The following is a 25,538-nucleotide window of genomic DNA, read 5'->3' as shown; positions in this document are numbered from 1 at the left end:
GATCTGTCCTGCCGGTCCCCGGCCCCGGTGCCGCGCCGCCCACCGCCGTGCAGCCGGCGGCCGCCACGCGTCCCCGTCGCCGGTGGCTGGTGCCCGCGCTGGCCGTGGCGGCAGCGCTCGTCCTCGCCGTCGCCGTCCTCACCACCCTGCTGCCCAGCGGGGCCCGGTCACCGTCCCCGGGGAGCACCCCGTCGTCCACGACCCCGGCCGGCATCGAGGTGGTGGCCGCCGACCACGTCGGCCGCCCGGTCCGGGACGTCCAGGCGGACCTGATCGGTCTGGGCCTGCGCGTGGAGCCCGTCCCGGTGGAGGCCGCCGACGTGGCCGCCGGCCAGGTCACCGCCGTCGAGCCGAGCGGCACGCTCGCACCGGGGGACCTGGTCCGGCTCACCTACGCGGTGCCGCCGGTGGTCGTGCCCGCGCCGGTCGAGCAGCCCGGGGACGGGCAGGGCGAGGGCGGGCAGCAGGACGAGAAGGCCGAGGAGCGGCAGAAGAAGAAGGAGGAGGAGCAGCGCAAGAAGGAGGAGGAGCGGCAGAAGAAGGCCGAGGAGGAGCAGGAGGAGAACGAGGAGGAGGGCGGCGACTGACGCCGTCGGGACTCCTCGCCGCACCGGCGCAGCGCCGGTGACAGACTCGGCACCCGTGGCCGACATCTACGACTGCACCGACCCCGAGGCGCGGAGCGCCGGGCTGGACGCCGCCGCCGCGGCGATCGCCGCCTCCGAGCTGGTCCTGCTGCCCACCGACACCGTCTACGGCGTCGCCGCCGACGCCTTCACCCCGGCAGCGGTGACCCGGCTGCTCGCCGCGAAGAACCGCGGCCGCGGCATGCCGGTCCCGGTCCTGATCGGCGAGGCCTCGACGCTGGCCGGGCTGGTCCTGCAGACCCCGGAGGTCGCCACCCGGCTGGCGCAGGAGTTCTGGCCCGGCGGGCTGACGCTCGTGGTCGAGCACGCGCCCTCCCTGGCCTGGGACCTCGGCGACGCGGAGGGCACGGTGGCGGTCCGCCTGCCGGCCGACGACCTGACCCGGGACCTGCTCCGGCGGACCGGGCCGCTCGCGGTCTCCAGCGCCAACCGCTCCGGCCGTCCCGCGGCGACCACCGCGCAGGAGGCCGAGCAGCAGCTGGGGACGCACGCCGCGGTCGTCCTCGACGGGGGGCCGCGGGACAGCTCGGCGGCCAGCACGATCGTGGACTGCACCGGTCCCACGCCCCGGGTCCTGCGGGTCGGCGCGATCCCCGTCGACCGCCTCCGCGAGGTCGTCCCCGAGATCACGGACTAGCGCCGCCGCAGTGTCATAGTTGTTCCCTGACCGCCGCGTCGCCCGAGCCCGGGCACCGCGGGCGCCTGCACCGACCTCTGGAGTGCGACCGAGATGAGCACGCCGTACTGGGGCCCGGACTTCGACGCCCTGGCCGCCTTCGACCCCGACATCGCCGGCGTGGTCACCGACGAGCTCGACCGGCTGCGCGGCGGGCTGCAGCTCATCGCCAGCGAGAACTTCACCAGCCCCGCCGTCCTGGCCGCGCTGGGCAGCACGCTGTCGAACAAGTACGCCGAGGGCTACCCGGGGCGCCGGTACTACGGCGGCTGCGAGGTCGTCGACCGCGCTGAGGAGATCGGCATCGCGCGGGCGAAGGAGCTGTTCGGCGCCGAGCACGCCAACCTGCAGCCGCACTCGGGGGCCAACGCCAACCTCGCCGCCTACGGCGCCTTCCTCTCACCGGGCGACACCTTCCTGGGCATGGCCCTGCCGCACGGCGGTCACCTCACCCACGGCACGAAGGTCAGCTTCAGCGGGAAGTGGTTCAACGCCGTCCAGTACGGCGTGGACCCGCAGACCGAGCACATCGACTACGACCAGGTGCGCGACCTGGCGCGCGAGCACCGGCCGAAGCTCATCGTGGCCGGCGGCTCGGCCATCCCGCGGCTGATCGACTTCGCCGTCTTCCGCGAGATCGCCGACGAGGTCGGCGCCATCTTCATGGTCGACGCCGCGCACTTCATCGGCCTGGTCGCCGGAAAGGCGATCCCCAGCCCCGTGCCCTACGCCGACGTCGTCACCTTCACCACCCACAAGGTGCTGCGCGGCCCGCGGGGCGGCGCCATCGTGTGCAAGGCCGAGCACGCCAAGGCCATCGACAAGTCGGCCTTCCCGATGATGCAGGGCGGGCCGCTCATGCACGCCGTCGCGGCCAAGGCGGTGAACTTCAAGGAGTGCCTGCAGCCGGGCTACCAGGCCTACGCGCGCCAGGTCGTCGCCAACGCCCAGGCGCTCACCGAGGGCCTCCAGGCCGAGGGGCTCCGGCCGGTGGCCGGCGGCACCGACACCCACCTCGCGCTGCTGGACCTCCAGGCGACCGGCGTGACCGGTGCCGACGCCGAGGCCCGCTGTGGAGCCGCCGGCATCGTGTTGAACAAGAACGCGATCCCGTTCGACCCGCAGCCGGCGTCGGTCGCCTCCGGGATCCGGGTGGGCAGCCCAGCCGTCACGACGCAGGGCATGACCGAGCCGGAGATGAAGTCGATCGCCTCGCTCATCGGCGCCGCCATCCGCGACACCGACGGCAGCCGCGCCGCCGAGGTCGCCGCAGGCGTGCGCGAGCTGGTCGGCGCCCACCCCGCCTACCCCGACCCGTCGGCGAGCCCCGAGCGCGCACGGACCGCCTGAGCCGTGCGCGAATACGTCGTCGTCCTCCTCACCGCGGCGCTGGTCACCTTCCTGGCCACGCCCGTGGTGCGGATGGTGGCGATCCGGCTGCGCATGATGGCGGCGCCGCGCGAGCGCGACGTCCACGTGATCCCGACGCCCCGGGGTGGCGGCATGGCCATGTACCTCGGGGTGGTCGCCGCCATCCTGGTGGCCTCCCGGCTGCCCAACCTGCAGCGCACCTTCGACGACTCCCAGGCCTACGCCGTCCTGGTCGCCGGTGGGCTGATCTGCCTCCTGGGCGTGCTGGACGACAAGTGGGGCCTGGACGCCCTGACGAAACTCACCGGCCAGATCGCCGCGGCCGGGGTGATGGTGCTGCTGGGCGTCCAGCTGGCCTACGTCTTCCTGCCGGTCGCCGACATCGGCACGATCTCGCTCGGCCCGGACGTCGGCGTCCCGGCCACGATCCTGCTCACCGTGCTGGCGGTGAACGCGCTCAACTTCATCGACGGCCTCGACGGGCTGGCCGCCGGGGTCTCGGCGATCGCCGCGCTGGCGTTCTTCGCCTACAGCTACAGCCTGGCCCTCGACGGGTACGTCGAGCCCGCCAGCGCACCGGCGCTGATCACCGCCGTCTTGGCCGGGGCGTGCCTGGGCTTCCTGCCGCACAACTTCAGCCCGGCGCGCATCTTCATGGGCGACTCCGGGTCGATGCTCGTCGGGCTGATGCTCTCGGCCGCGGCGGTCAGCGCCACCGGGGGAGTGGACGCCCAGTCCTTCGGCTCCGCCGCCAGCCTGCTGCCGCTCACGCTGCCGCTCCTGGTGCCGGTCGCCGTCCTCTTCATCCCCTTCACCGACCTCGTGCTGGCGGTCTTCCGCCGGACGCTGCGGGGCCGGTCGCCGTTCGCGCCGGACAAGATGCACCTGCACCACCGGCTGCTCTCGATCGGCCACTCGCACCGACGGGCGGTGCTGGTCATGTACTTCTGGGCCGCGCTGCTCTCCTTCGGCGCCGTCGGGCTGTCGATCACCGGCGGGCGGGCCGAGCTCCTGGTGGTCATCGCCGTCCTGCTCGTCGTCGGGGTCGTCGTGGTGCTGAGCCCCCGGGCGCGGCGCGCGGCCCGCGAGGCCCGGGCCGCCGAGCTCGAGGCGCAGCGGCAGCGGAGCCGCGCCGACCACCCGACCTCCCGGGTGCGGCGGCCCGAGGTGGAGCCGCCGTCCCCGGTGCGCGGAGCCGCCCGCTGACCCTCCGAGGAGTGGCCGGCGCTCCCGCTCCCTGCCGGTCGTCGCGGGGAGCCGGATACCGTAAGGCGTGACTCCTGAGCCCTCGGCCGCCCACCGCCCCGACCCCTACGGCGCCATGCTGCGCGGTGGCGCAGTGCCCTCGATCGCCGTCGGGATCATCGCGATCGTGGTGTTCTCGCTGGTCGACGGCTCGCTCGGGGCCGCGGGCGCGGGCCTCGCCTCCGCCCTGGTCGTGGTGAGCACCGCCTCCACGATGTTCATCCTGAGCAAGCTGGCGGGGCTGGACCCGCGGGTGGTCTTCCTGGGCGCGATGGTCAGCTACTTCTTCAAGGTCATGCTGCTGGGCGTCTTCCTGCTGCTGTTCCGCAACGCGGACTGGCTCTCGCCGATGGCCTTCGCCATCACCGCCGTCGTCGTGTCGCTGGCCGGCACGATCGGGGAGATCGTCGCGTTCACGCGGGTCCGCACCTACATCTACGACCAGCCGAGCACCCCGACGGGCGCGCAGCGTTGACCGGGCCCGGCGACGACCGGGACGACGAGGAGCGGTCCGTCCACGGGCAGATGGTCGCCGGCGCCCACCTGCGCCAGGGATGGGACGCCCTGGGGACCATGCTCTCCGCGATGCTGGTGTTCGGCCTCCCGGCCTGGTGGCTCAGCGAGGCGACCGGCCAGGTGTGGGTGCTCCCGGTCGCCCTGGTCCTGGGGATGGCCGCCGCGATCTACGCGGTATGGGTCCGTTACAGTGACCGAGGCCTGTGAGGACCACCCGCCGCGCCGCGCGCGCGAACTCCTCCTCCAGGCCGTACGCATGCACCCGACCGCAGTTCCTGACGGAGGCTGAGTAGTGACGACCGAGGTCTCGGCCGCCGAGGAGTTCGTCCCGCCGAGCGCGCCCGATTTCTGGCAGCCGCTCGTCGGGGACGGCGCCTTCGCCCTCACGCGAACGATGGTCGTGATGGTGCTCGTCTCCATCGGCCTGGCCGTCGCCATGATGGCGATGACGCGCCGCCTGTCCGTGGTACCCGGTCGCGGGCAGTTCCGGCTCGAGGGCGTCTACGGCCTCGTCCGCAACTCCATCGGCCGGGACATCATCGGGTCGGCGCACTTCAAGCCCTACATCCCGCTGCTGTTCACGCTGTTCACCCTGATCCTGGTGAACAACCTGATGGGCATCATCCCGCCCGTCCAGTTCCCGACGATGAGCCGGATCGGCTTCCCGCTCGCGCTCGCGCTCGGGGTCTACCTCGTCTACCTGGTCGCCGGCGTCCGGCGCCGCGGCCTCGGCGGCTTCCTCAAGAACCTGGTGCCGAGCGGGCTGCCCCTCTTCGTGGTGCCGGTCGTCTTCCTGCTGGAGCTCGTCACCTTCCTGATCACCCGCCCGGTGACCCTGACGCTGCGGCTCTTCGGCAACATGTTCGCCGGCCACATCCTGCTGCTGCTCTTCGCGCTGGGTGGCGAGTACTTCCTGCTGCACGGCGAGGGCCTGCTGCGGGTCATCTCGATCCCGGCCTTCGCGATGTTCATGCTCTTCACCGCGTTCGAGATCCTGATCGCGTTCCTGCAGGCCTACGTCTTCATCCTGCTGGCCTCGATCTACATCGCCGAGGTCTACGCGGACGACCACTGATCGTCTGCGGGTCACCACCCCCCAGAACTGCACCACCGATGTGCGCCACCCGGCCGCACGGACTTACTGAGAGGAACGGACACACGACATGACAGGCGACCTCGCGATCCTCGGCTACGGTCTCTCGGCCATCGGCCCGGGCGTCGGCATCGGTCTGATCTTCGCCGCCTACGTGAGCGGCGTCGCGCGTCAGCCCGAGACCCGCAACGTGCTCCAGACCATCGCCATCCTCGGCTTCGTGCTCTGCGAGCAGCTGGCCATCTTCGGCATCGCCCTGGCCTTCGTCTTCTCGGGGAACTGACCGAGGACCGGAAGGAGCACATCTGATGGGCACGATCGACAACGCTGCCGGCGTCCTGGCCGCCGAGGGCGGCGAGGGCGGCTTCTGGCAGGACGCCTACCCGGTGATCCCGCACCCGGGTGAGCTGATCGTCGGCATCATCTCCTTCGCCGTTCTCTACTTCGTCTACAAGCGCTTCGTGGTCCCGCGCTTGGAGGCCATGCTGGCCGAGCGCCAGCGCACCATCGAGGGCGGCATCGAGCGGGCCGAGGCCATGCAGGCCGAGGCGAAGGCCGCTCTGGAGCAGTACCGCGCGCAGCTGGCCGAGGCCCGCAACGAGGCCGCGCAGATCCGTGACGCCGCCCGCGCCGAGGGCCAGCAGATCATCGAGGAGCTCCGCGCCCAGGCGCAGGAGGAGTCGGCCCGCATCGTGGCCCGCGGCGAGGAGCAGATCGCTGCTGCCCGTCAGCAGGTCGTCAACGAGCTCCGCGGGCAGATCGGCACCCTCGCGGTCGACCTGGCCGGCCGGGTGGTCGGGGAGTCCCTCGCCGACGACGCCCGTCGTCAGGGCACGGTCGACCGGTTCCTCGACCAGCTCGACGGCATGAGCGCCACGGATGGCCGCGGCGGTGCCGTGACCGTGCCGGGGGGCAACCGCTGATGGAGGCATCCAGCCGGGCGGCGCTCGTGCAGGCGCGCGAGCGCCTGTCCGAGCGCACCCAGGGAGCGGACGGCCGGACGCTGGTCGCCCTGGCCGACGAGCTGTTCGCCGTCGCCCGACTCCTCGACGCGCAGCCGTCCCTGCGCCGCGCCCTGTCCGACCCGTCGGGCAAGCCGGAGGAGCGTGCGGCGCTCGCGCAGCGGCTCTTCGCCTCGCGGCTGCAGCCGGTGGCCCTCGACGTCCTCGAGGTGACCGTCCGGCAGCGCTGGTCGCGTCCGCTGGACCTCGTCGAGGCCACCACGACGCTGGCGACCGAGGCCGCTCTCGACGCGGCCGACGCCCGCGGCGAGCTGGACGACGTGGAGGACGAGCTCTTCCGGTTCGGCCGGATCGTCGCCGGCGACCAGGAGCTGTCGCGGATCCTCAGCGACCGCACCGCCTCCGTCGAGGGTCGGGCGGCGCTGCTGGACCGGCTGCTCTCGGGCCGGGTCAGCCCGGTCACCGAGCAGCTGCTCCGGAACGTTCTGACCGGCTCGCACGTCGGTACCGCTGGAGTCGCCATCGAGCGGCTGTCCGACGTCGCCAGCCGGCGCCGCGGTCAGTCGATCGCCCGGGTGACGACCGCGACGCCCCTCACCCCCGCTCAGGAACAGCGGCTGACCGAGGTGCTCGGCCGGCTCTACGGGCGGACCATCGGGTTGCACGTGACCGTGGACCCCACGGTGCTCGGCGGCCTTCTCGTCCAGGTGGGCGACGAGGTCATCGACGGCACGATCGCCCACCGCCTGGAAGCTGCCCGACGGCAGCTGGCCGGCTGACCGCCCACCCACCACAGACACGACCCCGCAGGGAAGAGGACTCAGAGCCATGGCCGAGTTGACGATCTCCGCAGACGAGATCCGCAGTGCCATCCAGAACTACGTCACCGAGTACTCGCCCGACGTATCCCGTGAAGAGGTCGGGATCGTCACCGAGGCCGGCGACGGCATCGCGCGTGTCGAGGGCCTGCCCTCGGTCATGACCAACGAGCTGCTCGAGTTCGAGAGCGGTGTGCGTGGCCTGGCGCTGAACCTCGACGTCCGCGAGGTCGGCGTGGTCATCCTGGGTGACTTCGCCGGCATCGAGGAGGGCCAGCAGGTCCGCCGGACCGGCGAGGTCCTCTCCGTGGCCGTCGGCGACGGGTACCTCGGCCGCGTCGTCGACCCGCTGGGCAACCCGATCGACGGCGGCGGCGCCATCGAGACCAGCGGCCGCCGCGCCCTGGAGCTGCAGGCCCCCACCGTGGTCCAGCGCCAGTCGGTGCACGAGCCCATGCAGACCGGCATCAAGGCCATCGACGCCATGACGCCGATCGGCCGCGGCCAGCGCCAGCTGATCATCGGCGACCGCCAGACCGGCAAGACCGCGATCGCGATCGACACGATCATCAACCAGAAGCAGGCGTGGGCGACCGGTGACCCGGCGCAGCAGGTGCGCTGCATCTACGTCGCCGTCGGCCAGAAGGGCTCGACGATTGCCTCCATCCGCTCCGCCCTCGAGGAGGCCGGCGCGATGGAGTACACGACCATCGTCGCCGCCCCCGCGTCGGAGTCGGCCGGCTTCAAGTACATCGCCCCCTACACCGGCTCGGCCATCGGCCAGCACTGGATGTACGAGGGCAAGCACGTCCTCATCGTGTTCGACGACCTCACCAAGCAGGCCGAGGCCTACCGCGCGGTGTCGCTGCTGCTGCGCCGTCCGCCGGGCCGCGAGGCCTACCCGGGCGACGTCTTCTACTTGCACTCCCGCCTGCTGGAGCGCTGCGCCAAGCTCTCCGACGACCTGGGCGCCGGCTCGATGACGGGTCTCCCGCTCATCGAGACCAAGGGCAACGACGTGTCGGCCTACATCCCGACGAACGTCATCTCGATCACCGACGGGCAGATCTTCCTCGAGACGGGTCTGTTCAACTCCGGTGTCCGCCCCGCCATCAACGTCGGCATCTCGGTGTCCCGCGTCGGTGGCTCGGCCCAGATCAAGGCGATGAAGTCCGTCGCCGGCCGTCTGCGCCTGGACCTGGCCCAGTACCGCGAGCTGGAGGCGTTCTCGTCCTTCTCCTCCGACCTCGACGCCTCCAGCCGGGCCACCCTGGACCGCGGTCAGCGCCTGGTCGAGCTGCTCAAGCAGGGCCAGTACTCGCCGTACTCGGTCGAGCGCGAGGTCGTCTCCCTGTGGCTCGGCACCACCGGCAAGCTGGACCGCGTGCCGGTCTCCGACGTGCGCCGCTTCGAGTCCGAGTTCCTCGACTTCATCGGTCGCGGTGACAACGCCATCTTCGACACCATCCGCGAGTCGAAGAAGCTCGACGACGACACCATCGGCAGCCTGGAGCGGGCCGTGGAGACCTTCTACGGCCAGTTCACCACGGGCGAGGGCGAGACCCTGGCGGGCAACGAGCCCGAGGCCGAGGCCATGGACGCCTCGGAGCGTGGCCAGGAGCGCGTCCAGGTCAAGCGGGGCAGCTGACCCATGGCCGGTTCTCTCCGCGCGCTGCGGCGCCGCATCCGCTCCACGCAGTCGACGAAGAAGATCTTCTCGGCTCAGGAGCTGATCGCCGGTGCCCGCATCGTGCGCGCCCAGGCCCGGGTGGAGGCGTCCAAGCCGTACGCCCGGGAGATCACGCGGGTCCTGTCGGCGCTGGCCTCCTCGGCCAGCCTCGACCACCCGCTGCTGACCGAGCGCGAGAACCCGCGCCGGGCGGCCGTCCTGGTGATCACCTCCGACCGCGGCTTCGCCGGCTCGTACAACGTGAACGTGCTCCGGCGGACCGAGGAGCTGCTCTCGCTGCTCCGGCAGGAGGGCAAGGAGCCGGTCCTGTACGTGGTCGGCCGGAAGGGGGAGACCTACTACTCCTTCCGCGACCGCGAGATGGCCGACACCTTCACCGGGTTTTCCGAGCAGCCGAACTACCCCGACGCGCAGGAGGTGGGCCGCGTCCTCATCGAGGCCTTCACCGCCGGCGCCGACGACGAGGACGGCGGTGCGGGTGCCGACGGCATCCTGGGCGTGGACGAGCTGCACATCGTCTACACCGAGTTCCGCTCCCTGCTCGCGCAGGTCCCGGTCGCCAAGCGGATGGCTCCGCTGGAGGTCGAGGAGGTCGAGGAGTTCGACTACGAGCGGGAGGACCGTGAGAAGGGCGTCTCCGGGGGCGACGGTCTCCAGGCGTCCTACGAGTTCGAGCCCTCGGCCGAGGGCCTGCTCGACGCGCTGCTGCCGAAGTACATCACCACGCGCATCTACGCGGCGATGCTCGAGTCGGCGGCGTCGGAGTCCGCGTCGCGCCGCCGGGCGATGAAGTCGGCGTCCGACAACGCCGAGGAGCTGGCGAAGAACCTCTCCCGGCAGGCCAACCAGGCCCGCCAGGCGGAGATCACCCAGGAGATCAGCGAGATCGTCGGCGGCGCCGACGCGCTGGTCTCGTCCAACGCCGGCGACTGACCCCCAGACCCCACCTCAGACATCCCTACGCCCCAGGGCAGGAGAGCAGTACAGATGACCGTCACCGAGGACCGTCCGACCAGCTCGCAGACGCAGGCCACCGGCCGCGTCGTGCGGGTCACCGGGCCGGTCGTCGACGTCGAGTTCCCCCGCGACGCGATGCCGGACCTGTTCAACGCGCTGAAGGTCGACGTCACGCTCGCCGACCTCAGCAAGAAGCTGACCCTCGAGGTCGCGCAGCACCTGGGCGAGAACGTCGTCCGCACCATCTCGATGCAGCCGACCGACGGCCTGGTCCGCGGGGCCGAGGTGAGCGACACCGGCAATCCGATCATGGTTCCCGTCGGTGACGTCACCAAGGGCCACGTGTTCAACGCCCTCGGCGACTGCCTCGACCAGCCCGGCTACGCCGAGGACGCCCCGCACTGGTCGATCCACCGCCACGCGCCGCGGTTCGACCAGCTCGAGGGCCGCACCGAGATGCTGGAGACCGGCATCAAGGTCATCGACCTGCTCACGCCCTACGTGGCCGGCGGGAAGATCGGTCTGTTCGGTGGTGCCGGCGTCGGCAAGACGGTGCTCATCCAGGAGATGATCCGTCGGGTCGCGCAGGAGTTCGGTGGTGTGTCGGTGTTCGCCGGTGTCGGCGAGCGCACCCGCGAGGGCAACGACCTCATCACGGAGATGACCGAGTCGGGCGTCATCGAGTCGACCGCCCTGGTCTTCGGCCAGATGGACGAGCCGCCGGGCACGCGTCTCCGCGTGGCCCTCTCGGCGCTGACGATGGCGGAGTACTTCCGCGACGAGCAGAACCAGGACGTGCTGCTCTTCATCGACAACATCTTCCGGTTCACCCAGGCCGGCTCGGAGGTGTCGACCCTGCTGGGCCGCATGCCGTCCGCCGTGGGCTACCAGCCGACGCTGGCCGACGAGATGGGTCTGCTCCAGGAGCGGATCACCTCGACCCGGGGTCGCTCGATCACCTCGCTGCAGGCGATCTACGTGCCCGCCGACGACATCACCGACCCGGCGCCGCACACGACCTTCGCCCACCTCGACGCGACGACGGTTCTCTCCCGTCCGATCTCGGAGAAGGGCATCTACCCGGCCGTCGACCCGCTGGACTCCACCAGCCGGATCCTCGACCCGCAGTACGTCGGGCAGGAGCACTACTCCATCGCCCGCGAGGTGCAGCGGATCCTGCAGCGCTACCAGGAGCTGCAGGACATCATCGCCATCCTCGGCATCGACGAGCTCTCCGAGGAGGACAAGGTCACGGTCAACCGTGCCCGGCGCATCGAGCGCTTCCTCTCGCAGAACATGTTCGTCGCCGAGGCCTTCACCGGTCAGCCCGGTTCCTTCGTGCCGCTCTCGGAGACCCTCGAGGCCTTCAAGTCGCTCACCGAGGGCACCTACGACCACGTGCCGGAGCAGGCGTTCTTCATGTGCGGTGGCCTCGAGGACCTCGAGCGCAACGCCGACAAGCTGAAGAAGGCCTGACACCTCAGCCGACGACGACGGCCGGGTCCCCGCGAGGGGCCCGGCCGTCGCCGTTCCCGGGGACGGTCCGGCGGATCCGTACCCCGAACGGGTGATTCACGGCCCGCGCCTCTGCGGAACGGGCCCGTTCCTGCCGACCATCCACCCAGGCGCGCCCGAGGGACGGGCGCCGGAGCGAGGGACGACGTGGAGCAGGACCGCGCGGTGCCGGGCCTCCCCGACCGGGGGACCGGCGACTGGACGTGGCCGCCGTACGCGCCGGTCACGGTGCCCGGCACGTCGTTCGACACCGAGGGCTGGGCGCCGCCCACGTGCGTGCGCCACCCGTGGGTGCGGGTCGGTCGCTGGACCCTGCTCTACCGTCGCGCGGCCTGACCGGCCTCCCGCCTGCGCGGACCCGGGCCGGGGGCACCGGGCGACACGCCGCTACAGTGAGGGCATCCGCCGTCGGCTCCCGGGCCGGCGGACCGTACGCACCGCACCCTTCCTCGGCGAAGGGGTGGACCCCGAGGAGTGTCGTGGCGACCCTGCAGGTCGAGTTGGTGGCCGTCGAGCGCAAGATCTGGTCCGGCGAGGCCACGACCGTGATCGCCCGCACCACCGAGGGCGAGCTCGGCGTGCTGGCCGGCCATGCGCCCACGCTGGCCCAGCTGGCCGACGGCGGCGTCGTCACGATCCGCACCGTCGAGGGCGAGGACCTCGTCGTCGCCGCCCACGGCGGCTTCCTCTCCATCACCGGCGAGGGCGTCTCCATCCTGGCCGAGACCGCGGAGATCTCCTCCGAGATCGACGTCGAGCGCGCCCGTGAGGCGCTGCGCCGCGCCGAGGGCGAGGGCGACGACCCCGAGGCGCAGGCGGCGCTGCGCCGTGCGCAGTCCCGCCTGAGGGCAGCCGGCGAGAGCGTCTGACCCTGGTCGGGCGCAGGACGTAGCGGCATGACAACGGGCCTGCTGGTCCTGCTCGGCGTCCTGCTGCTGCTGGTCGTCGTCGTCTTCCTGCTCCGCCGCAGGTTCCTGCTGTCCGGCCTGGGGGCGGTGACCATGTGGTTCCGCCCCGAGAACTCGCCGCGCTGGTCGGTGGGTGTGGCCTGGTACGGCGGCGACGCCCTCCTCTGGTACCGGGCGCTGTCGCTGTCGGTGCGCCCGCAGCGGCGCCTGTGCCGGGCCGGGTTCCGGGTGCAGTCCCAGCGCTCGGCGGGCCGTGACGACCTCGCCCTGCCCGGCGACGTCGTGGTGCTGGAGTGCAGCACGGCGGAGGGCCCCTGCCAGCTGGCGATGGAGCCCTCGACCCTGACCGGCTTCCTCTCGTGGGTGGAGTCGGCTCCGCCGGGCGCCTAGCCCCCGCTCAGCTCTCCCCGGCGCTCGCGGCGCGCTGCTTGTGCACGCCGCTGTGCGCGCCCGGCTCCCACAGGATGTCGCCGTCCGGGTTGGCCATCCGGGCGAGGATGAAGACCAGGTCCGAGAGCCGGTTGAGGTAGCGCGCCGTCTCGGCGTTGGTGCGCTCGGCGTCGGCCTCCAGCAGCGCCCACACGTTGCGCTCGGCCCGGCGCACGACCACCCGGACCTGGTGCAGCAGCGCGGCCGCCGGCGTCCCGCCCGGCAGGATGAAGCTGTTGAGCTTGGGCAGCTGCTCGTTGTACTCGTCGCAGGCCGCCTCGAGGCGCTCGGTGTACTCCGCGGTGACCCGCAGCGGCGGGTACGCCGGGTTCTCCGTGATCGGGGTGCACAGGTCCGCGCCGACGTCGAAAAGGTCGTTCTGGATGCTGCGCAGCAGCTCGGCGATGGCCGGCTGCACCTGTCCCAGGGCCAGCGCCGTGCCGATCGCGCTGTTGGCCTCGTCCACGTCGGCGTAGGCGACCAGCCGAGGGTCGGTCTTCGCCACCCGGCTCATGTCGCCGAGGTGCGTCTGACCGGCGTCGCCGGTCTTCGTGTAGATGCGGGTCAGCCGGACGGTCATGCGCGGAGCCTAGGCGGGGCGCCCCGTGTCCGGGACGGAAGGTCGGCATCCGGTGCGTAGGGTGGTCCGGTGGACTGCTTCGAGGTGACCGGAGGCACGCGGCTGGCCGGCCGGGTTCGGGTGACCGGCGCCAAGAACAGCGCGCTCAAGCTGATGGCGGCGACGCTGCTGGCGACCGGTCGGTCGACCATCGACGAGGTCCCCGACATCCTCGACGTCACGATCATGAGCGAGGTCCTGCGCCGCCTGGGCTGCGAGGTCTCCTACGTGCGGACGCCCGGGAGCGGCGGGGGCGGCCGGCTGACGATCGACGTGCCGGAGAAGCCGTCGACCGAGACCGACTACGACCTGGTCCGCCGGATGCGCGCCTCGATCAACGTGCTCGGCCCGCTGGTGGCCCGCTGCGGCAGCGCGCGCGTGGCGCTGCCGGGCGGTGACGCGATCGGGTCCCGCGGCCTGGACATGCACATCTCCGGCCTCGAGCGGCTCGGCGCGACGATCATCAGCGAGCACGGCTTCCTCATCGCGACCGCGCCGCGGCTGTCGGGTGCCTCGATCTGGCTGGACTTCCCCTCGGTGGGCGCCACCGAGAACCTGGTGATGGCCGCGATCCTCGCGCAGGGGACGACGGTGGTGGACAACGCCGCCCGCGAGCCGGAGATCGTCGACCTCTGCCGGATGCTCAGCGCGATGGGCGCCCGGATCGACGGCGCCGGGACCTCGACGATCACCGTGGAGGGCGTGGAGTCCCTCGCCCCGGTGGAGTACACGACCGTGCCCGACCGGATCGTGGCCGGCACCTGGGCGATCGGGGCGGTCATGACCCGCGGCGACGTCGTCGTCGAGCGAGGCGTGGCCGAGCACCTCTCCGTGGCGCTGGACAAGCTGACCGACGCCGGGGCGAGCGTGGAGGCGCTGCCCGACGGGATCCGCGTGTCGATGGACGACCGGCCCCGCTGCGTCGACGTCGTCACGCTGCCCTACCCCGGCTTCCCGACCGACCTGCAGCCCATGGCGGTGGCCCTGGCCGCCGTCTCGACGGGGACGGCGCTCATCACGGAGAACGTGTTCGAGGGCCGGTTCATGTTCGTCAACGAGCTGGTGCGGCTCGGCGCGGACATCCGGATCGACGGGCACCACGCCGTCGTCCGCGGGCGCGAGCGGTTCTCCAGCGCGCCGGTGCTCGCCAGCGACATCCGCGCCGGCGCCGGCCTGGTGCTGGCGGGGCTGTGCTCCGACGGCGTCACCGAGGTGCAGGACGCCTACCACGTGGACCGCGGCTACCCCGACTTCGTCGAGCAGCTGCGCGGCCTGGGCGCCCACGTCGAGCGGACCCAGCGCCCCGGCTGAGTCAGGTCCTGCCGGGGAAGGAGGCCGCCAGCGCTCGGGCGCGGTCGGCGTCCTCGGGGAAGACCAGCACCTCCGCCCGGTGGGCGGCGGGGAAGCGGACCGTGGAGCGGATCCCGGCGTCGGAGAGCACGGCGCGCAGCTGGAGGGCCGACTCGCGGCGGGCCAGCGTCGCCACCCGGGTGAGCAGCCCGTCGTCCCCGGGGCGCGCGGGCGCGGCGCGGCCGGCGAACGCCCACCGGGTGAACAGGACGAGCCCGGCCAGGACGGCCACCGCCACCAGCGGTGCCACGACGTCGTACGCCACCGTCGCCTCCTCTCGCCCCCCGAACGAGTGTGCCACCGCACACCTGCCGGCGGCGGGGCTGCTACCGACGGGTAACCGCCCTACACTTCCGCGACATGCCGTTCCCTTCATCGCCGAAGGAGCGCGACCGTCCCTGGGTCATGCGCACCTACGCCGGCCACTCCTCGCCGGCCGAGTCCAACGCCCTGTACCGGCGCAACCTGGCGAAGGGGCAGACCGGTCTCTCGGTCGCCTTCGACCTGCCGACGCAGACCGGATACGACCCCGACGACGAGCTCGCGCGCGGCGAGGTCGGCAAGGTCGGCGTCCCCGTCACGCACATCGGTGACATGCGTGCGCTCTTCGACGGCATCCCGCTCGACGAGATGAACACGTCGATGACCATCAACGCGACCGCGATGTGGCTGCTGGCGCTCTACCAGGCCGTCGCCGAGGAGCACGGGCACGACGTCGCCAAGCTGGCCGGGACGACGCAGAACGACATCATCAAGGAGTACCTGTCGCGGGGGACCTACGTCTTCCCGCCGGCTCCCTCGATGCGGCTGATCACCGACATGGTCGCCTACACGGTCACCGCCATGCCGAAGTGGAACCCGACGAACATCTGCAGCTACCACCTGCAGGAGGCCGGGGCGACGCCGGAGCAGGAGATCGCCTACGCCATCAGCACCGCCATCGCCGTCCTGGACTCCGTCCGCGACTCGGGCCAGGTGCCGCAGGAGAAGTTCGGCGAGGTCGTCGCGCGCATCTCCTTCTTCGTCAACGCGGGCGTCCGCTTCGTCGAGGAGATGTGCAAGATGCGCGCCTTCACCCAGCTCTGGGACGAGCTGACGAAGGAGCGCTACGGCGTCGAGGACCCCAAGCACCGCCGCTTCCGCTACGGCGTCCAGGTGAACTCGCTGGGCCTGACCGAGGCGCAGCCGGAGAACAACGTCCAGCGCATCGTGCTGGAGATGCTCGCGGTGACCCTGTCCAAGGACGCCCGCGCCCGCGCGGTGCAGCTGCCGGCCTGGAACGAGGCGCTGGGCCTGCCCCGGCCCTGGGACCAGCAGTGGTCGCTGCGGCTGCAGCAGGTGCTGGCCTACGAGACCGACCTGCTCGAGTACGAGGACCTGTTCACCGGCTCCGTCGTCGTGGAGAAGAAGGTCGCGGAGATCCTCGAGGGCGCCCGCGCCGAGATCGCCCGCGTGCAGGAGATGGGCGGCGCGGTCGCCGCCGTCGAGTCCGGCTACATGAAGGGCCAGCTGGTCGCCTCGCTGGCCGAGCGCCGCCGGAAGATGGAGAGCGGCGAGGACGTCGTCGTCGGCGTCAACAAGTTCGACACCACCGAGCCCAACCCGCTCACCGCGGACCTCGACACGGCGATCATGACGGTCGACCCGGCCGTCGAGGCCGCCGCCCAGGAGGCGGTGAAGAAGTGGCGCGCCGAGCGGGACCCGGAGCCGGTGGAGCGCGCGCTGGAGCGGCTGCGCCAGGCCGCCGGCACCGACGAGAACCTCATGGAGGCGACCCTCGAGTGCGCCCGCGCGGGCGTCACGACGGGGGAGTGGGCCGGGGTGCTGCGCGAGGTCTTCGGCGAGTACCGGGCGCCGACCGGCGTCTCCGCCGCCACCGGCGGCGGAGAGGCCGACGAGACGCTCACCCAGGTCCGCGACCGGGTGCGGGCCACCGGTGACGAGATCGGCGGCCGGCTGCGCTTCCTCGTCGGCAAGCCGGGGCTCGACGGCCACTCCAACGGTGCCGAGCAGATCGCCGTGCGCGCGCGGGACGCCGGCTTCGAGGTCATCTACCAGGGCATCCGGCTCACGCCCGCGCAGATCGTCTCGGCCGCCGTCGAGGAGGACGTGCACGTCGTCGGCCTGTCGGTGCTGTCCGGCTCGCACCTGCAGGTGGTGCCGGCGGTCCTCCAGGGGCTGAAGGACGCCGGTCTGGACGACGTCCCCGTGGTCGTCGGCGGGATCATCCCCGACAGCGACGCGCGCCGGCTGCGCGAGCAGGGCGTGGCCCGCGTCTTCACGCCGAAGGACTTCGGCCTGAACGACATCATGGGCCAGGTCGTGGACGTGATCCGCGAGGCCCACGGCCTCGACGACAAGGTGCCCGCGGGCGTCTGACCCGGTCGTGCGGGGGCGCCGCCCGGCGCCCCCGCACCCGACCGGGTGAACCCGGGCACACCCGGAATGCCGGGAGGGGCCCACGCACTGACCTACGCGTGCAGAACATCTGGGGACTGACGCGGCGTCGCATCGTCGACAACTGCCGCGTCACGGTGGACCGCTGTCGGGGCTGAGACGCCCCCGGCCCCTCCACCCCTCCCCAGAACGGAAACCCCCGTGCTCGCTCGTCTCCGCCGCGTCCCCTTCGCGGCGCAGGTGCTCCTCGCCCTCGTGGTCGGCGTCGCCCTCGGGCTCGTCGCCCGCGAGATCGGCCCCGTCGCCGACGGCTCGCCGAACTGGCTGACCAGCACCCTCCAGACCATCGGCAGCAGCTTCGTGGCGCTGCTCAAGGCGCTGGTGCCGCCGCTGGTCGTCACCGCCGTCATCGTCTCGATCGCCAACCTCAAGCAGGTCTCCAACGCCGCCCGCCTGGCCGGCCAGACGCTGCTGTGGTTCGGCATCACCGCGCTGGTCGCCGTCGCGATCGGCATCGGCCTGGGCCTGCTCACCGAGCCCGGCCGCAACAGCTCGGTCGACGCCGCCGCGGCGACCCCGCCCGGGAAGACCGGCGGCTGGTGGGACTTCCTCACCGGGCTGGTCCCGAGCAACATCCTCGGCCTGCAGGCCTCCGCCGGTGACGACGGCTCGGTCGGGCTGTCGTTCAACGTGCTCCAGCTGATCGTCATCTCGATCGCCATAGGGGTCGCCGTCCTCAAGGTCGGCGCGGCCGCCGAGCCGTTCCTCGGCTTCGTGCGCTCTGCCCTGGCGATCGTCCAGAAGGTGCTCTGGTGGGTCATCCTGCTGGCCCCGGTCGGCACCGTCGGCCTGATCGGCAACGCCGTCGCCAGCTACGGCTGGGACTCCCTCGGCTCGCTCGGCGTCTTCGCCGGCGCTGTCTACGCGGGCCTGGCCCTGGTGCTGTTCGTCGTCTACCCGGTGCTGCTCAAGGCCCACGGCCTCTCGCCGCTGCGCTGGTTCGCCGGCGCCTGGCCGGCCATCCAGCTGGCCTTCGTCTCCCGCTCCTCGATCGGCACCCTGCCGGTGACCGAGCGGGTGACCGAGCAGAACCTCGGCGTCCCGCGGTCCTACGCCTCGTTCGCCGTGCCGCTCGGTGCGACGACGAAGATGGACGGCTGCGCCGCGATCTACCCGGCGCTGGCGGCGATCTTCGTGGCCCAGTTCTTCGGCGTGGACCTATCGGTCACCGACTACCTGCTCATCGCGCTCGTGTCGGTCATCGGCTCGGCGGCGACGGCGGGCGTCACCGGCGCGGTGGTCATGCTGACCCTCACGCTGTCCACGCTGGGCCTCCCGCTGGCCGGTGTCGGGCTGCTGCTGGCCATCGACCCGATCCTCGACATGGGCCGCACCGCGGTGAACGTGGCCGGCCAGGCGCTGGTCCCGACCATCGTCGCCAAGCGCGAGGGCATCCTCGACGTCGAGCGCTACAACTCGACGTCGACGGTGGACCCGCTGGCCAAGGTGGAGGAGCAGAGCGGCGTCGACGCCGACCTGCGCCAGCCCGTGACCGCCTGAGCACGTCGCACGCCCCGACGGGCCCGGACCTCTCGCGCGAGGGGTCCGGGCCCGTCGTCGTCCGCGGGCCGGGTCAGACCAGGACGTCGGCCGCCGGGCGGGGCCGGCCGAAGAGGTAGCCCTGCCCGTACCGGACCCCGCGGGAGAGCAGCGCCTCCCGCTCGGCCTCCTCCTCGACGCCCTCGGCGACCAGGCGGGCGCCGGTCTCCTCGGCGAAGGCGACCATCGCCGAGGTCATCGCCTGGCGCGCGGGGTCGGTGTGCAGCCCCATCACCAGCCCGATGTCGAGCTTGATGACGTCGGGCTGCAGCCGCAGGATGTGCCGCAGGCTCGCGTAGCCGGCACCTGCGTCGTCCACGCCCACCCCGATGCCCTCGTGCCGCAGCCGGGCCGTGGCCGCGAGCACCGCGTCGTAGTCGTCGATCCGGCTGTGCTCGGTGATCTCGACCGCCAGGGCGCAGTCCCGGTGGGCGAGGAGCAGGTCCAGCACCGAGTCGCAGGTGAGCGCCTCGGGGGAGAGGTTCACCGCGAGGGTCAGGCCCTCCGGGAGCCGACGGGCCGCCGCCAGCGCGGTCCGGGCCGAGACCTCCTCCAGCTCCACCCCCAGGCCGACCGCGGCGGCCTCGCTGAACAGCCCCGCGGTGTCGGGGCCCTTCCAGCCGGGGAAGCGGCTGAGCGCCTCGTGCCCGACGACGGCGCCGGTACCCATCTCCACCACCGGCTGGAGGTGCGTGACGACGGCGCCGGTGGCGAGGAACGAGCGCACCCGCTCCTTCCTGGCCGCCAGGTCGCGCGCGGCCGCGGCCGACCCGCTGCGCAGGTGGTCGCTGATGAGGTCGGCCAGCAGTTCCACGGTCCGCGCCGACTCCGAGTCCAGGTGCGTGCCGGGGTCGCGGCTCAGGCAGCAGAGCATGCCCACCGGGCGCTGGTCGGCGTCCCGGACCGGCGCGCCCACGTAGGAGCCGATGCTCAGGTCGGCCGTGACGTCCAGGTCGCGGGTGCGCGGGTCCCGGCCCGCGCCGGTGACCACGGGCGGCAGCTGGCCGCTGAGCACCCGCACGCAGTACGAGCCCTCCAGCGGCGCGCTCATGCCCTCGTGCACGTTCATGGCCGCCAGGTCGCCCACCGCCGAGGTGATCAGCTGCCGTCCCTCGCTGAAGACCGAGACCCACGCGATCTCCATGCCCAGGCGAGCGCGCGCCGCGTCCAGGAGCCAGTGCACCCAGTCGCCCGTGAGGGGCGACCCCTCGCCCACGACCCCCGCAGAGCTCACGTCCACCATTCTCGGTGGTAGTGGCGCCGGTCACCACGTTGCGGGCCGTTTTCTTTCCGGAAGTGCGGGGCGCCGGGCCCCGGGGCGGGCAGGTACCGTCGGCGCCCGTGCGTCTGGTCATCGCCCGCTGCTCGGTCGACTACATCGGCCGGCTCACCGCCCACCTGCCCATGGCGATCCGGTTGCTGCTGGTCAAGGCCGACGGGTCGGTGTCCGTGCACGCCGACGACCGGGCCTACAAGCCGCTGAACTGGATGAGCCCGCCGTGCTCGCTCAAGGAGGAGCTGGCCGACGGCTCCGGCACCTGGACGGTCACCAACAAGGCCGGCGAGCAGCTGGTCATCAGCATCGACGAGGTGCTGCACGACCACGCCCACGAGCTCGGGGTGGACCCGGGCCTGCAGAAGGACGGCGTCGAGGCCGAGCTGCAGCGGCTGCTCGCGCTGCACGTGGAGACCTTCGGCGCGGGCTGGTCGCTGGTGCGCCGCGAGTACCCCACGGCGATCGGTCCGGTGGACCTCCTGTGCCGCGACGCCGACGGTGGGGTCGTCGCGGTGGAGATCAAGCGCCGCGGTGAGATCGACGGCGTGGAGCAGCTGACCCGCTACCTGGAGCTGCTCAACCGGGACCCGCTGCTCGCGCCGGTGCGCGGGGTGTTCGCCGCGCAGGAGATCAAGCCGCAGGCGCGCGTGCTGGCCACCGACCGCGGCATCGAGTGCGTGACCGTGGACTACGCGGTCCTCAAGGGCACCGACGACCCCACCCAGCGCCTCTTCTGAGTTACCGGCGGGTAGCCCCCGCGCGGCCGGAAACAGCAGGTGAGAGACTGCCCGCGATCACCGGCGATGGGAGATGGCAACGTGGCCAGGGAACTGAACGAGGTCGGCGTCGTGGGGCTGGGCACCATGGGTGCCGGCATCGCGGAGGTGCTCGCGCGGGCGGGGCTCTCCGTCACCGCCGTCGAGGTCGACGAGGACGCGCTGGCGCGTGGCCGCAGCCACGTCGAGCAGTCCACCGACCGGGCCGTGGCCCGCGGCAAGCTGGACGCCGCCGAGCGCGACGCGATCTTCGAGCGCATCCGGTTCACCTCCTCGCTGGAGGACCTGGGGAACGCCGAGCTGGTCATCGAGGCCGTGCCGGAGCGGATGGAGCTCAAGGCCGAGCTCTTCGCCAAGCTGGACAAGATCTGCCCGCCGGACACCATCCTGGCGACCAACACCTCGAGCCTCTCGGTCACCGAGCTGTCGGTCGTCACCGGCCGGCCGAGCAAGGTCATCGGCATGCACTTCTTCAACCCGGCCCCGGTCATGAAGCTGGTCGAGGTCGTGCAGACCGTCGTCACCGAGCCGTCGGTGGTCGAGGAGGTCGAGGCGCTGGCCGAGCGGCTGGGCAAGGTCGACGTGACCATCGGCGACCGCGCCGGCTTCATCGCCAACGCGCTGCTGTTCGGCTACCTCAACCACGCCGTCTCGATGTTCGAGAACCGCTACGCCTCCCGCGAGGACATCGACGCCGCCATGCGGCTGGGCTGCGGCCTGCCGATGGGCCCGCTCTCCCTGATGGACCTCATCGGCATCGACACCGCCTACGAGATCCTCGACACGATGTACAAGCAGTCGCGCAACCGGCTGCACGCGCCCAGCCCGATCATCAAGCAGATGATGACCGCGGGCCTGCTGGGCCGGAAGTCCGGGCGCGGCTTCTACACCTACGCCGAGCCGGGCTCGGCCGAGGTCGTCGCGGATGCGCAGACGCCCACCCCGGGCGGTGCCGCCGAGGGCGCCCGCGACGTCCGCACGGTCGGCGTCGTCGGCTCCGGCACGATGGCCACCGGCATCATCGAGGTCGTCGCCAAGGGTGGCTACGACGTCGTCTTCGTCGCCCGCGCGGCGGAGAAGGTGGAGGCCGTGCACAAGGCCCTGGCCAAGTCGCTGGAGAAGCAGGTGCAGCGCGGCCGCCTCGAGGAGGCCGCCCGCGACGAGATCCTCGGCCGCGTCACCGGCACGACCTCGCTGGACGACCTGGCCGACCGCGACCTGGTCATCGAGGCCGTCGTCGAGTCGCTCCCGGTCAAGGAGGCGCTGTTCGCCAACCTCGGCGAGATCGCCAAGCCCGGCGCGGTGCTGGCCACCACGACCTCGAGCCTCCCGGTGATCGAGTGCGCCAAGGCCAGCGGCCGTCCGGCCGACGTCGTGGGCATGCACTTCTTCAACCCGGCCCAGGTCATGAAGCTGGTCGAGGTCGTCTCCACGATCTCCACCGCGCCCGACGTGGCCGCCACGATCCACGCGGTCTCGGCGAAGCTGAAGAAGCACGCGGTCTCCTGCACCGACCGCGCCGGCTTCATCGTCAACGCGCTGCTCTTCCCGTACCTGAACGACGCGGTGAAGATGCTCGAGGCGCACTACGCGACCGCCGACGACATCGACGCCGCCATGAAGGTGGGCTGCGGCTACCCGATGGGGCCCTTCGAGCTGCTCGACGTCGTCGGGCTGGACGTCTCGCTGGCCATCGAGCGCGAGCTCTACACCGAGTTCCGCGAGCCGGGCTTCGCGCCGGCGCCGCTGCTCGAGCACCTGGTCACCGCCGGCTACCTGGGGCGCAAGACCGGTCGCGGGTTCCGGGACTACGCCACCCGCTGACGGGTGCCCCGTCGCCGTCCACGAGCCGGCTCGAGACCTACGGGTCGCGAGCCGGCTCGTCGCGTCGAGGCGGTCGAGGAGGCCGCCGACGGCGACTGGGTCGTCCGCCCCCTCACCGGCTCGGCCACCGGGAAGACCTACCGGTGCCCGGGCTGCGACCAGGAGATCCGGCCGGGCACGCCGCACGTGGTGACCTGGCCGGCCTACGCGCGGAACTCCGACCTGGACCCCTGGGACGTCGACTCCGCGGCGGACTGGCGCCGCCACTGGCACGCGACCTGCTGGCGGGCGCGGTCCCACCGGCGCTGAGCCCGTCTCAGCCCACCCGCACCGCGGTGACGACGACGTTGTCGCGGTAGCTGCCGACCACCGGGTCGAACGGGCCGCCGCAGGTGACGAGCCGCAGCTCGGCGCCGGCCGTGGGGGAGTAGACCTTCTCGGTGGGGAACGCCGCCTTGGCGTACCTGTCCACCGCGGTGACCCGGAAGCCGACGGTGCTGCCGTCGGCGCGGTCCACCAGGACCTCCTCGCCGACGACCACCGCGCCGAGCCGGTGCAGGGTCCCGGGGCGCCCGGCCCAGTCGACGTGGCCGGTCACGACAGCGGGGCCGGTCTCCCCGGGCCGCGGGCCACCGGTGAACCAGCCGACCGTCGCGGGGTCCGCCGGCGGGACGAGCGCGCCGGTGGCGTCGAGGCCGGCGCCGGCCAGCCCGGCGTCGACACCGAGGGAGGGCAGGCGGAGGCGCACCGGGGCCGCGGGCTGGGCCTCGGCACGCGCGGCGGCCGCGGTGAGCGCGGCGACGATGCCGCGCAGGCCCCTGGCGGGCGTCCGGGATCTCCCGCCGGCCTCCACACCGCCGACCGGCCGCACCGAGGGCCCGGCGGCGTCCAGCACGGTGCGCAGCACCGTGCCGTCGGCGCCGTCGAGCACGAGCGCGGTCACCACGGACCCGGCCTGGAGCTCCAGGGCCGGCTCGTCGCGTGCCCCGGTCGCGGCCACGCGGTACCGGCCGGCAGGTACGTCGACAGGTGTCGCGGCGGCACCCGGCGCGAGGCCGGAGGCGAGCACCGGGCCGCCGACCACCGCGACGTCGACGGGGCCGCTCCCCGTCGCGGCGAGGACCCGCACGCGGGCGGCCCCGGCCGGGGGAGCGCCGAGGTCGTCGTCCACGGTGCTGAGCGCGAGGTCGGCGAACGCTCCGCCGACGACCACCGTGCGGGCCTGGCCCGGAGCCACGTCCACGCGCGCGGACAGGACCGGGGCGCCGGTGCCGCCGGCGGCCCGGACGCTCACCGCGTACCCGCCGGGCGGCAGCTCCCGGTAGCCGCCCACGGCGCCGTAGCCCAGGGCCGGAGCCACGACGGGGCCGGGGTCGGTGAGGACCTGCCCGGGAGCGGCGGCCGGCGTCACCGCGACGTCCACCCGCGGGGTGTCGGGGGAGAGGTGGGCGATGCGCAGCAGGCCGGGGCGCGGCTCCTCGGCCGCGGCCGGGGGAGCGGGGAGCGCGACCAGCAGCGCCAGGAGCACGCCCAGGACGACCGACAGCCCGCGGGCCGTCCGGACCGGGTGGTCCGGAGGCACGCGGGCTGTCGTCGGGTGGTGCGTGGGGGTCAGGAGCGGCCCTGGCCCACGGGCTGCTCGATCGCCTGGGTGCTCTCGGCCTGCGACGCGGCGGTCGAGCCGGTGGTCGCAGCCTGGCGGTTCGGCATGGGCAGCTGCCGGGTGGAGGGCTCGCCGGGCCGCTGCGGGGTGGCCGCCGGGAACGTCGCCGTCGCCGGGTCGGTCCGGGTGGGCTGGCGGGCCGCGGCGGCCTCGCCCTCGCCACGGGTGACCTGGACGGCGGGCTGCTGCCCGGTCTGCGGCCCGGCGACCTGCGCCGGCGGCTGGGCCGCGGGAGCGGGCTGGGCCGCGGGAGCGGGCTGGGCCGCGGCGGCGGGCTCGGCGGGAGCCTGCTGCGGCGCGGCCTGCTGCGGGGCGGGCTGCTGCGCGGCGGCCGGGGCCTCCTCGCGAGCCTGCTGCGGGCGGTCGCTGAGGTCGGGCAGGCCGTCCAGCAGGCGGCGGGCCTGCACCAGGCGGGAGGTGAGCTCGTCGCGGACGTCGCGGATGGCCTCGGCGCGGGCCTCGGCCTCGGCGACGAGCTGCGCGGCGTGCTGCTCGGCGGCCGAGATGCGCTGGCGGGCGGCCTGGGTGGAGACGCGCTCGCGCTCCTCCTCGACCCGGGCGGCCTCGGCGCGACGGGCGCGCTGCGCGATGTCGAAGTCCTCCTCGACCTTGGCGCGGCGGGCCTGGGACTCGGCGTCGAGCCGGGCGACGCGCTCCTGCGCCTTGGCGACCAGCTCGTCGGCCCGGATCTGGGCCTTCTGCGCGATCTGCTCGGCGGTGTGGCGGGCCTCGGCGAGCATCCGCTCGACCTCGGCCTGACCGGCGGCGTGCCGCTCGAGCAGGGCGCGCTCCTCGGCGGCGGTCTGCTCGCGGACGGCCATGGCGTCGACCTCGGCGGCGCGGCGGATCTCCGCCGCCTCCTCCTCGGCCAGCTGGAGCATGTGCTGGATGCGCTCGCTGATGTTCTCGAACGTCGGCGCGGCCTGGGTCGCGGCCTTGCGGCGCAGCGCCTCGACCTCGCCGTGCAGCGCGGAGAGCTGGCCGGCCATGTCGGCGGTGCGGGCGACGGCGGCGTCGCGGTCGGCCAGGGCGATCCGGAAGTCGGCCTCGAGCCGCTCGATCGTCTCCGCCACCTGGCTGCGGTCGTACCCCCGCAGGACGACGTCGAACGAGTGCTGGGCCTCGTGCATCGGGAGATCGCGGCGGGGGTCGGTCATGCACTCATCCTCGCAGAAGGGGGAGGCGTCGTCACCGTCCCCCGGGGGTC

27 protein-coding genes are annotated in these 25,538 nt (G+C 72.9%); 22 read left to right on the top strand and 5 right to left on the bottom strand.

Annotated features, from left to right (window positions below):
* From E4P43_RS19895 to E4P43_RS10690, 16 genes are all read left to right on the top strand, one after another.
* Positions 1-587 (top strand): PASTA domain-containing protein (locus E4P43_RS19895; RefSeq protein ID WP_245159069.1); only part of this gene is annotated, 587 nt, incomplete at its 5' end.
* Positions 588-642: 55 nt separating this feature from the next.
* The gene (locus tag E4P43_RS10760) at positions 643-1,284 is read left to right on the top strand and encodes an L-threonylcarbamoyladenylate synthase (protein WP_135145443.1); all 642 of its coding nucleotides are present in this window, start codon (positions 643-645) and stop codon (positions 1,282-1,284) included.
* A 93-nt stretch (positions 1,285-1,377) separates the two neighbouring features.
* A complete protein-coding gene (gene glyA / locus E4P43_RS10755; RefSeq protein ID WP_135145442.1) occupies positions 1,378-2,673 on the top strand; it encodes a serine hydroxymethyltransferase in 1,296 nt (431 codons plus the stop codon).
* 3 nt (positions 2,674-2,676) lie between these two features.
* A complete protein-coding gene (locus E4P43_RS10750; protein ID WP_135145441.1) occupies positions 2,677-3,900 on the top strand; it encodes an MraY family glycosyltransferase in 1,224 nt (407 codons plus the stop codon).
* 67 nt (positions 3,901-3,967) lie between these two features.
* A complete protein-coding gene (locus E4P43_RS10745) occupies positions 3,968-4,414 on the top strand; it encodes a hypothetical protein (RefSeq protein ID WP_135145440.1) in 447 nt (148 codons plus the stop codon).
* On the top strand, positions 4,411-4,662 hold the full coding sequence (locus E4P43_RS10740) for a hypothetical protein (RefSeq protein ID WP_135145439.1): 252 nt from the start codon (positions 4,411-4,413) through the stop codon (positions 4,660-4,662). Before E4P43_RS10745 ends, E4P43_RS10740 begins: the two co-directional genes overlap by 4 nt.
* Before the next feature lie 85 nt (positions 4,663-4,747).
* Positions 4,748-5,530 carry a F0F1 ATP synthase subunit A gene (atpB, locus tag E4P43_RS10735; RefSeq protein WP_209313831.1) on the top strand — a complete coding sequence of 261 codons (783 nt, stop codon included), beginning with the start codon at positions 4,748-4,750 and terminating at the stop codon, positions 5,528-5,530.
* Between the two features lie 88 nt (positions 5,531-5,618).
* Complete coding sequence (locus E4P43_RS10730; RefSeq protein WP_135145438.1) at positions 5,619-5,831, top strand: ATP synthase F0 subunit C; 213 nt, start codon at positions 5,619-5,621, stop codon at positions 5,829-5,831.
* 25 nt (positions 5,832-5,856) lie between these two features.
* Positions 5,857-6,471: a F0F1 ATP synthase subunit B gene (locus tag E4P43_RS10725; protein ID WP_135145437.1), complete on the top strand. Its 615-nt coding sequence runs from the start codon at positions 5,857-5,859 to the stop codon at positions 6,469-6,471.
* A complete protein-coding gene (locus E4P43_RS10720) occupies positions 6,471-7,289 on the top strand; it encodes a F0F1 ATP synthase subunit delta (RefSeq protein ID WP_135145436.1) in 819 nt (272 codons plus the stop codon). Before E4P43_RS10725 ends, E4P43_RS10720 begins: the two co-directional genes overlap by 1 nt.
* A gap of 49 nt (positions 7,290-7,338) precedes the next feature.
* Positions 7,339-8,976, top strand: a complete 1,638-nt coding sequence (gene atpA / locus E4P43_RS10715; RefSeq protein ID WP_135145435.1) for a F0F1 ATP synthase subunit alpha — start codon at positions 7,339-7,341, stop codon at positions 8,974-8,976.
* A 3-nt stretch (positions 8,977-8,979) separates the two neighbouring features.
* The gene (locus E4P43_RS10710) at positions 8,980-9,951 is read left to right on the top strand and encodes a F0F1 ATP synthase subunit gamma (protein ID WP_135145434.1); all 972 of its coding nucleotides are present in this window, start codon (positions 8,980-8,982) and stop codon (positions 9,949-9,951) included.
* 54 nt (positions 9,952-10,005) lie between these two features.
* Entirely contained in the window at positions 10,006-11,451 is a 1,446-nt protein-coding gene (gene atpD / locus E4P43_RS10705) for a F0F1 ATP synthase subunit beta (protein ID WP_135145433.1), read from the top strand.
* Between the two features lie 186 nt (positions 11,452-11,637).
* A complete protein-coding gene (locus E4P43_RS10700) occupies positions 11,638-11,826 on the top strand; it encodes a hypothetical protein (protein WP_135145432.1) in 189 nt (62 codons plus the stop codon).
* Positions 11,827-11,969: 143 nt separating this feature from the next.
* Positions 11,970-12,359: a F0F1 ATP synthase subunit epsilon gene (locus E4P43_RS10695; protein WP_135145431.1), complete on the top strand. Its 390-nt coding sequence runs from the start codon at positions 11,970-11,972 to the stop codon at positions 12,357-12,359.
* Positions 12,360-12,386: 27 nt separating this feature from the next.
* Positions 12,387-12,788 carry a DUF2550 domain-containing protein gene (locus tag E4P43_RS10690; protein ID WP_135145430.1) on the top strand — a complete coding sequence of 134 codons (402 nt, stop codon included), beginning with the start codon at positions 12,387-12,389 and terminating at the stop codon, positions 12,786-12,788.
* Positions 12,789-12,795: 7 nt separating this feature from the next.
* Here the strand turns inward: E4P43_RS10690 and E4P43_RS10685 are convergent, their stop codons facing one another.
* Positions 12,796-13,407 carry a cob(I)yrinic acid a,c-diamide adenosyltransferase gene (locus E4P43_RS10685; RefSeq protein WP_135145429.1) on the bottom strand — a complete coding sequence of 204 codons (612 nt, stop codon included), beginning with the start codon at positions 13,405-13,407 and terminating at the stop codon, positions 12,796-12,798.
* Between the two features lie 69 nt (positions 13,408-13,476).
* Between E4P43_RS10685 and murA the strand changes: the two genes are divergently transcribed.
* Positions 13,477-14,757, top strand: a complete 1,281-nt coding sequence (gene murA / locus E4P43_RS10680) for a UDP-N-acetylglucosamine 1-carboxyvinyltransferase (protein WP_135145428.1) — start codon at positions 13,477-13,479, stop codon at positions 14,755-14,757.
* Between the two features lies 1 nt (position 14,758).
* On the opposite strand, the gene E4P43_RS10675 is transcribed toward murA, so the two are convergent.
* Positions 14,759-15,061 (bottom strand): hypothetical protein, encoded by a 303-nt coding sequence (locus E4P43_RS10675; RefSeq protein ID WP_135145427.1) that lies wholly within the window; start codon positions 15,059-15,061, stop codon positions 14,759-14,761.
* A 95-nt stretch (positions 15,062-15,156) separates the two neighbouring features.
* Here E4P43_RS10675 and E4P43_RS10670 point away from each other — a divergent pair, with 95 nt between their 5' ends.
* Entirely contained in the window at positions 15,157-17,175 is a 2,019-nt protein-coding gene (locus E4P43_RS10670) for a protein meaA (RefSeq protein WP_135145426.1), read from the top strand.
* A 219-nt stretch (positions 17,176-17,394) separates the two neighbouring features.
* Positions 17,395-18,753: a dicarboxylate/amino acid:cation symporter gene (locus E4P43_RS10665; RefSeq protein ID WP_135145425.1), complete on the top strand. Its 1,359-nt coding sequence runs from the start codon at positions 17,395-17,397 to the stop codon at positions 18,751-18,753.
* Between the two features lie 73 nt (positions 18,754-18,826).
* Here E4P43_RS10665 and E4P43_RS10660 read toward each other — a convergent pair whose 3' ends face one another.
* Positions 18,827-20,026 (bottom strand): EAL domain-containing protein, encoded by a 1,200-nt coding sequence (locus tag E4P43_RS10660; protein WP_135145424.1) that lies wholly within the window; start codon positions 20,024-20,026, stop codon positions 18,827-18,829.
* A gap of 107 nt (positions 20,027-20,133) precedes the next feature.
* On the opposite strand from E4P43_RS10660, the gene nucS reads away from it, so the two are divergent.
* The 3 genes from nucS to E4P43_RS10645 all read left to right on the top strand — a co-directional run bounded on the left by nucS (position 20,134) and on the right by E4P43_RS10645 (position 22,977).
* Positions 20,134-20,805, top strand: a complete 672-nt coding sequence (gene nucS, locus E4P43_RS10655; protein ID WP_135145423.1) for an endonuclease NucS — start codon at positions 20,134-20,136, stop codon at positions 20,803-20,805.
* 81 nt (positions 20,806-20,886) lie between these two features.
* Entirely contained in the window at positions 20,887-22,668 is a 1,782-nt protein-coding gene (locus E4P43_RS10650; RefSeq protein WP_135145422.1) for a 3-hydroxybutyryl-CoA dehydrogenase, read from the top strand.
* Positions 22,669-22,671: 3 nt separating this feature from the next.
* Positions 22,672-22,977, top strand: a complete 306-nt coding sequence (locus tag E4P43_RS10645) for a hypothetical protein (protein WP_135145421.1) — start codon at positions 22,672-22,674, stop codon at positions 22,975-22,977.
* 7 nt (positions 22,978-22,984) lie between these two features.
* Here the strand turns inward: E4P43_RS10645 and E4P43_RS10640 are convergent, their stop codons facing one another.
* Positions 22,985-24,250, bottom strand: coding sequence for a class F sortase (locus E4P43_RS10640; RefSeq protein WP_135145420.1), 1,266 nt, complete (start codon positions 24,248-24,250; stop codon positions 22,985-22,987).
* A 29-nt stretch (positions 24,251-24,279) separates the two neighbouring features.
* Positions 24,280-25,488: a hypothetical protein gene (locus E4P43_RS10635; RefSeq protein WP_135145419.1), complete on the bottom strand. Its 1,209-nt coding sequence runs from the start codon at positions 25,486-25,488 to the stop codon at positions 24,280-24,282.
* Between the last annotated feature and the right edge of the window lie 50 nt (positions 25,489-25,538).

The organism is Blastococcus sp. TF02A-35, from assembly GCF_004571075.1.
Classification (GTDB): domain Bacteria; phylum Actinomycetota; class Actinomycetes; order Mycobacteriales; family Geodermatophilaceae; genus Blastococcus.
This window is presented reverse-complemented; position numbering and strand designations above follow the sequence as displayed.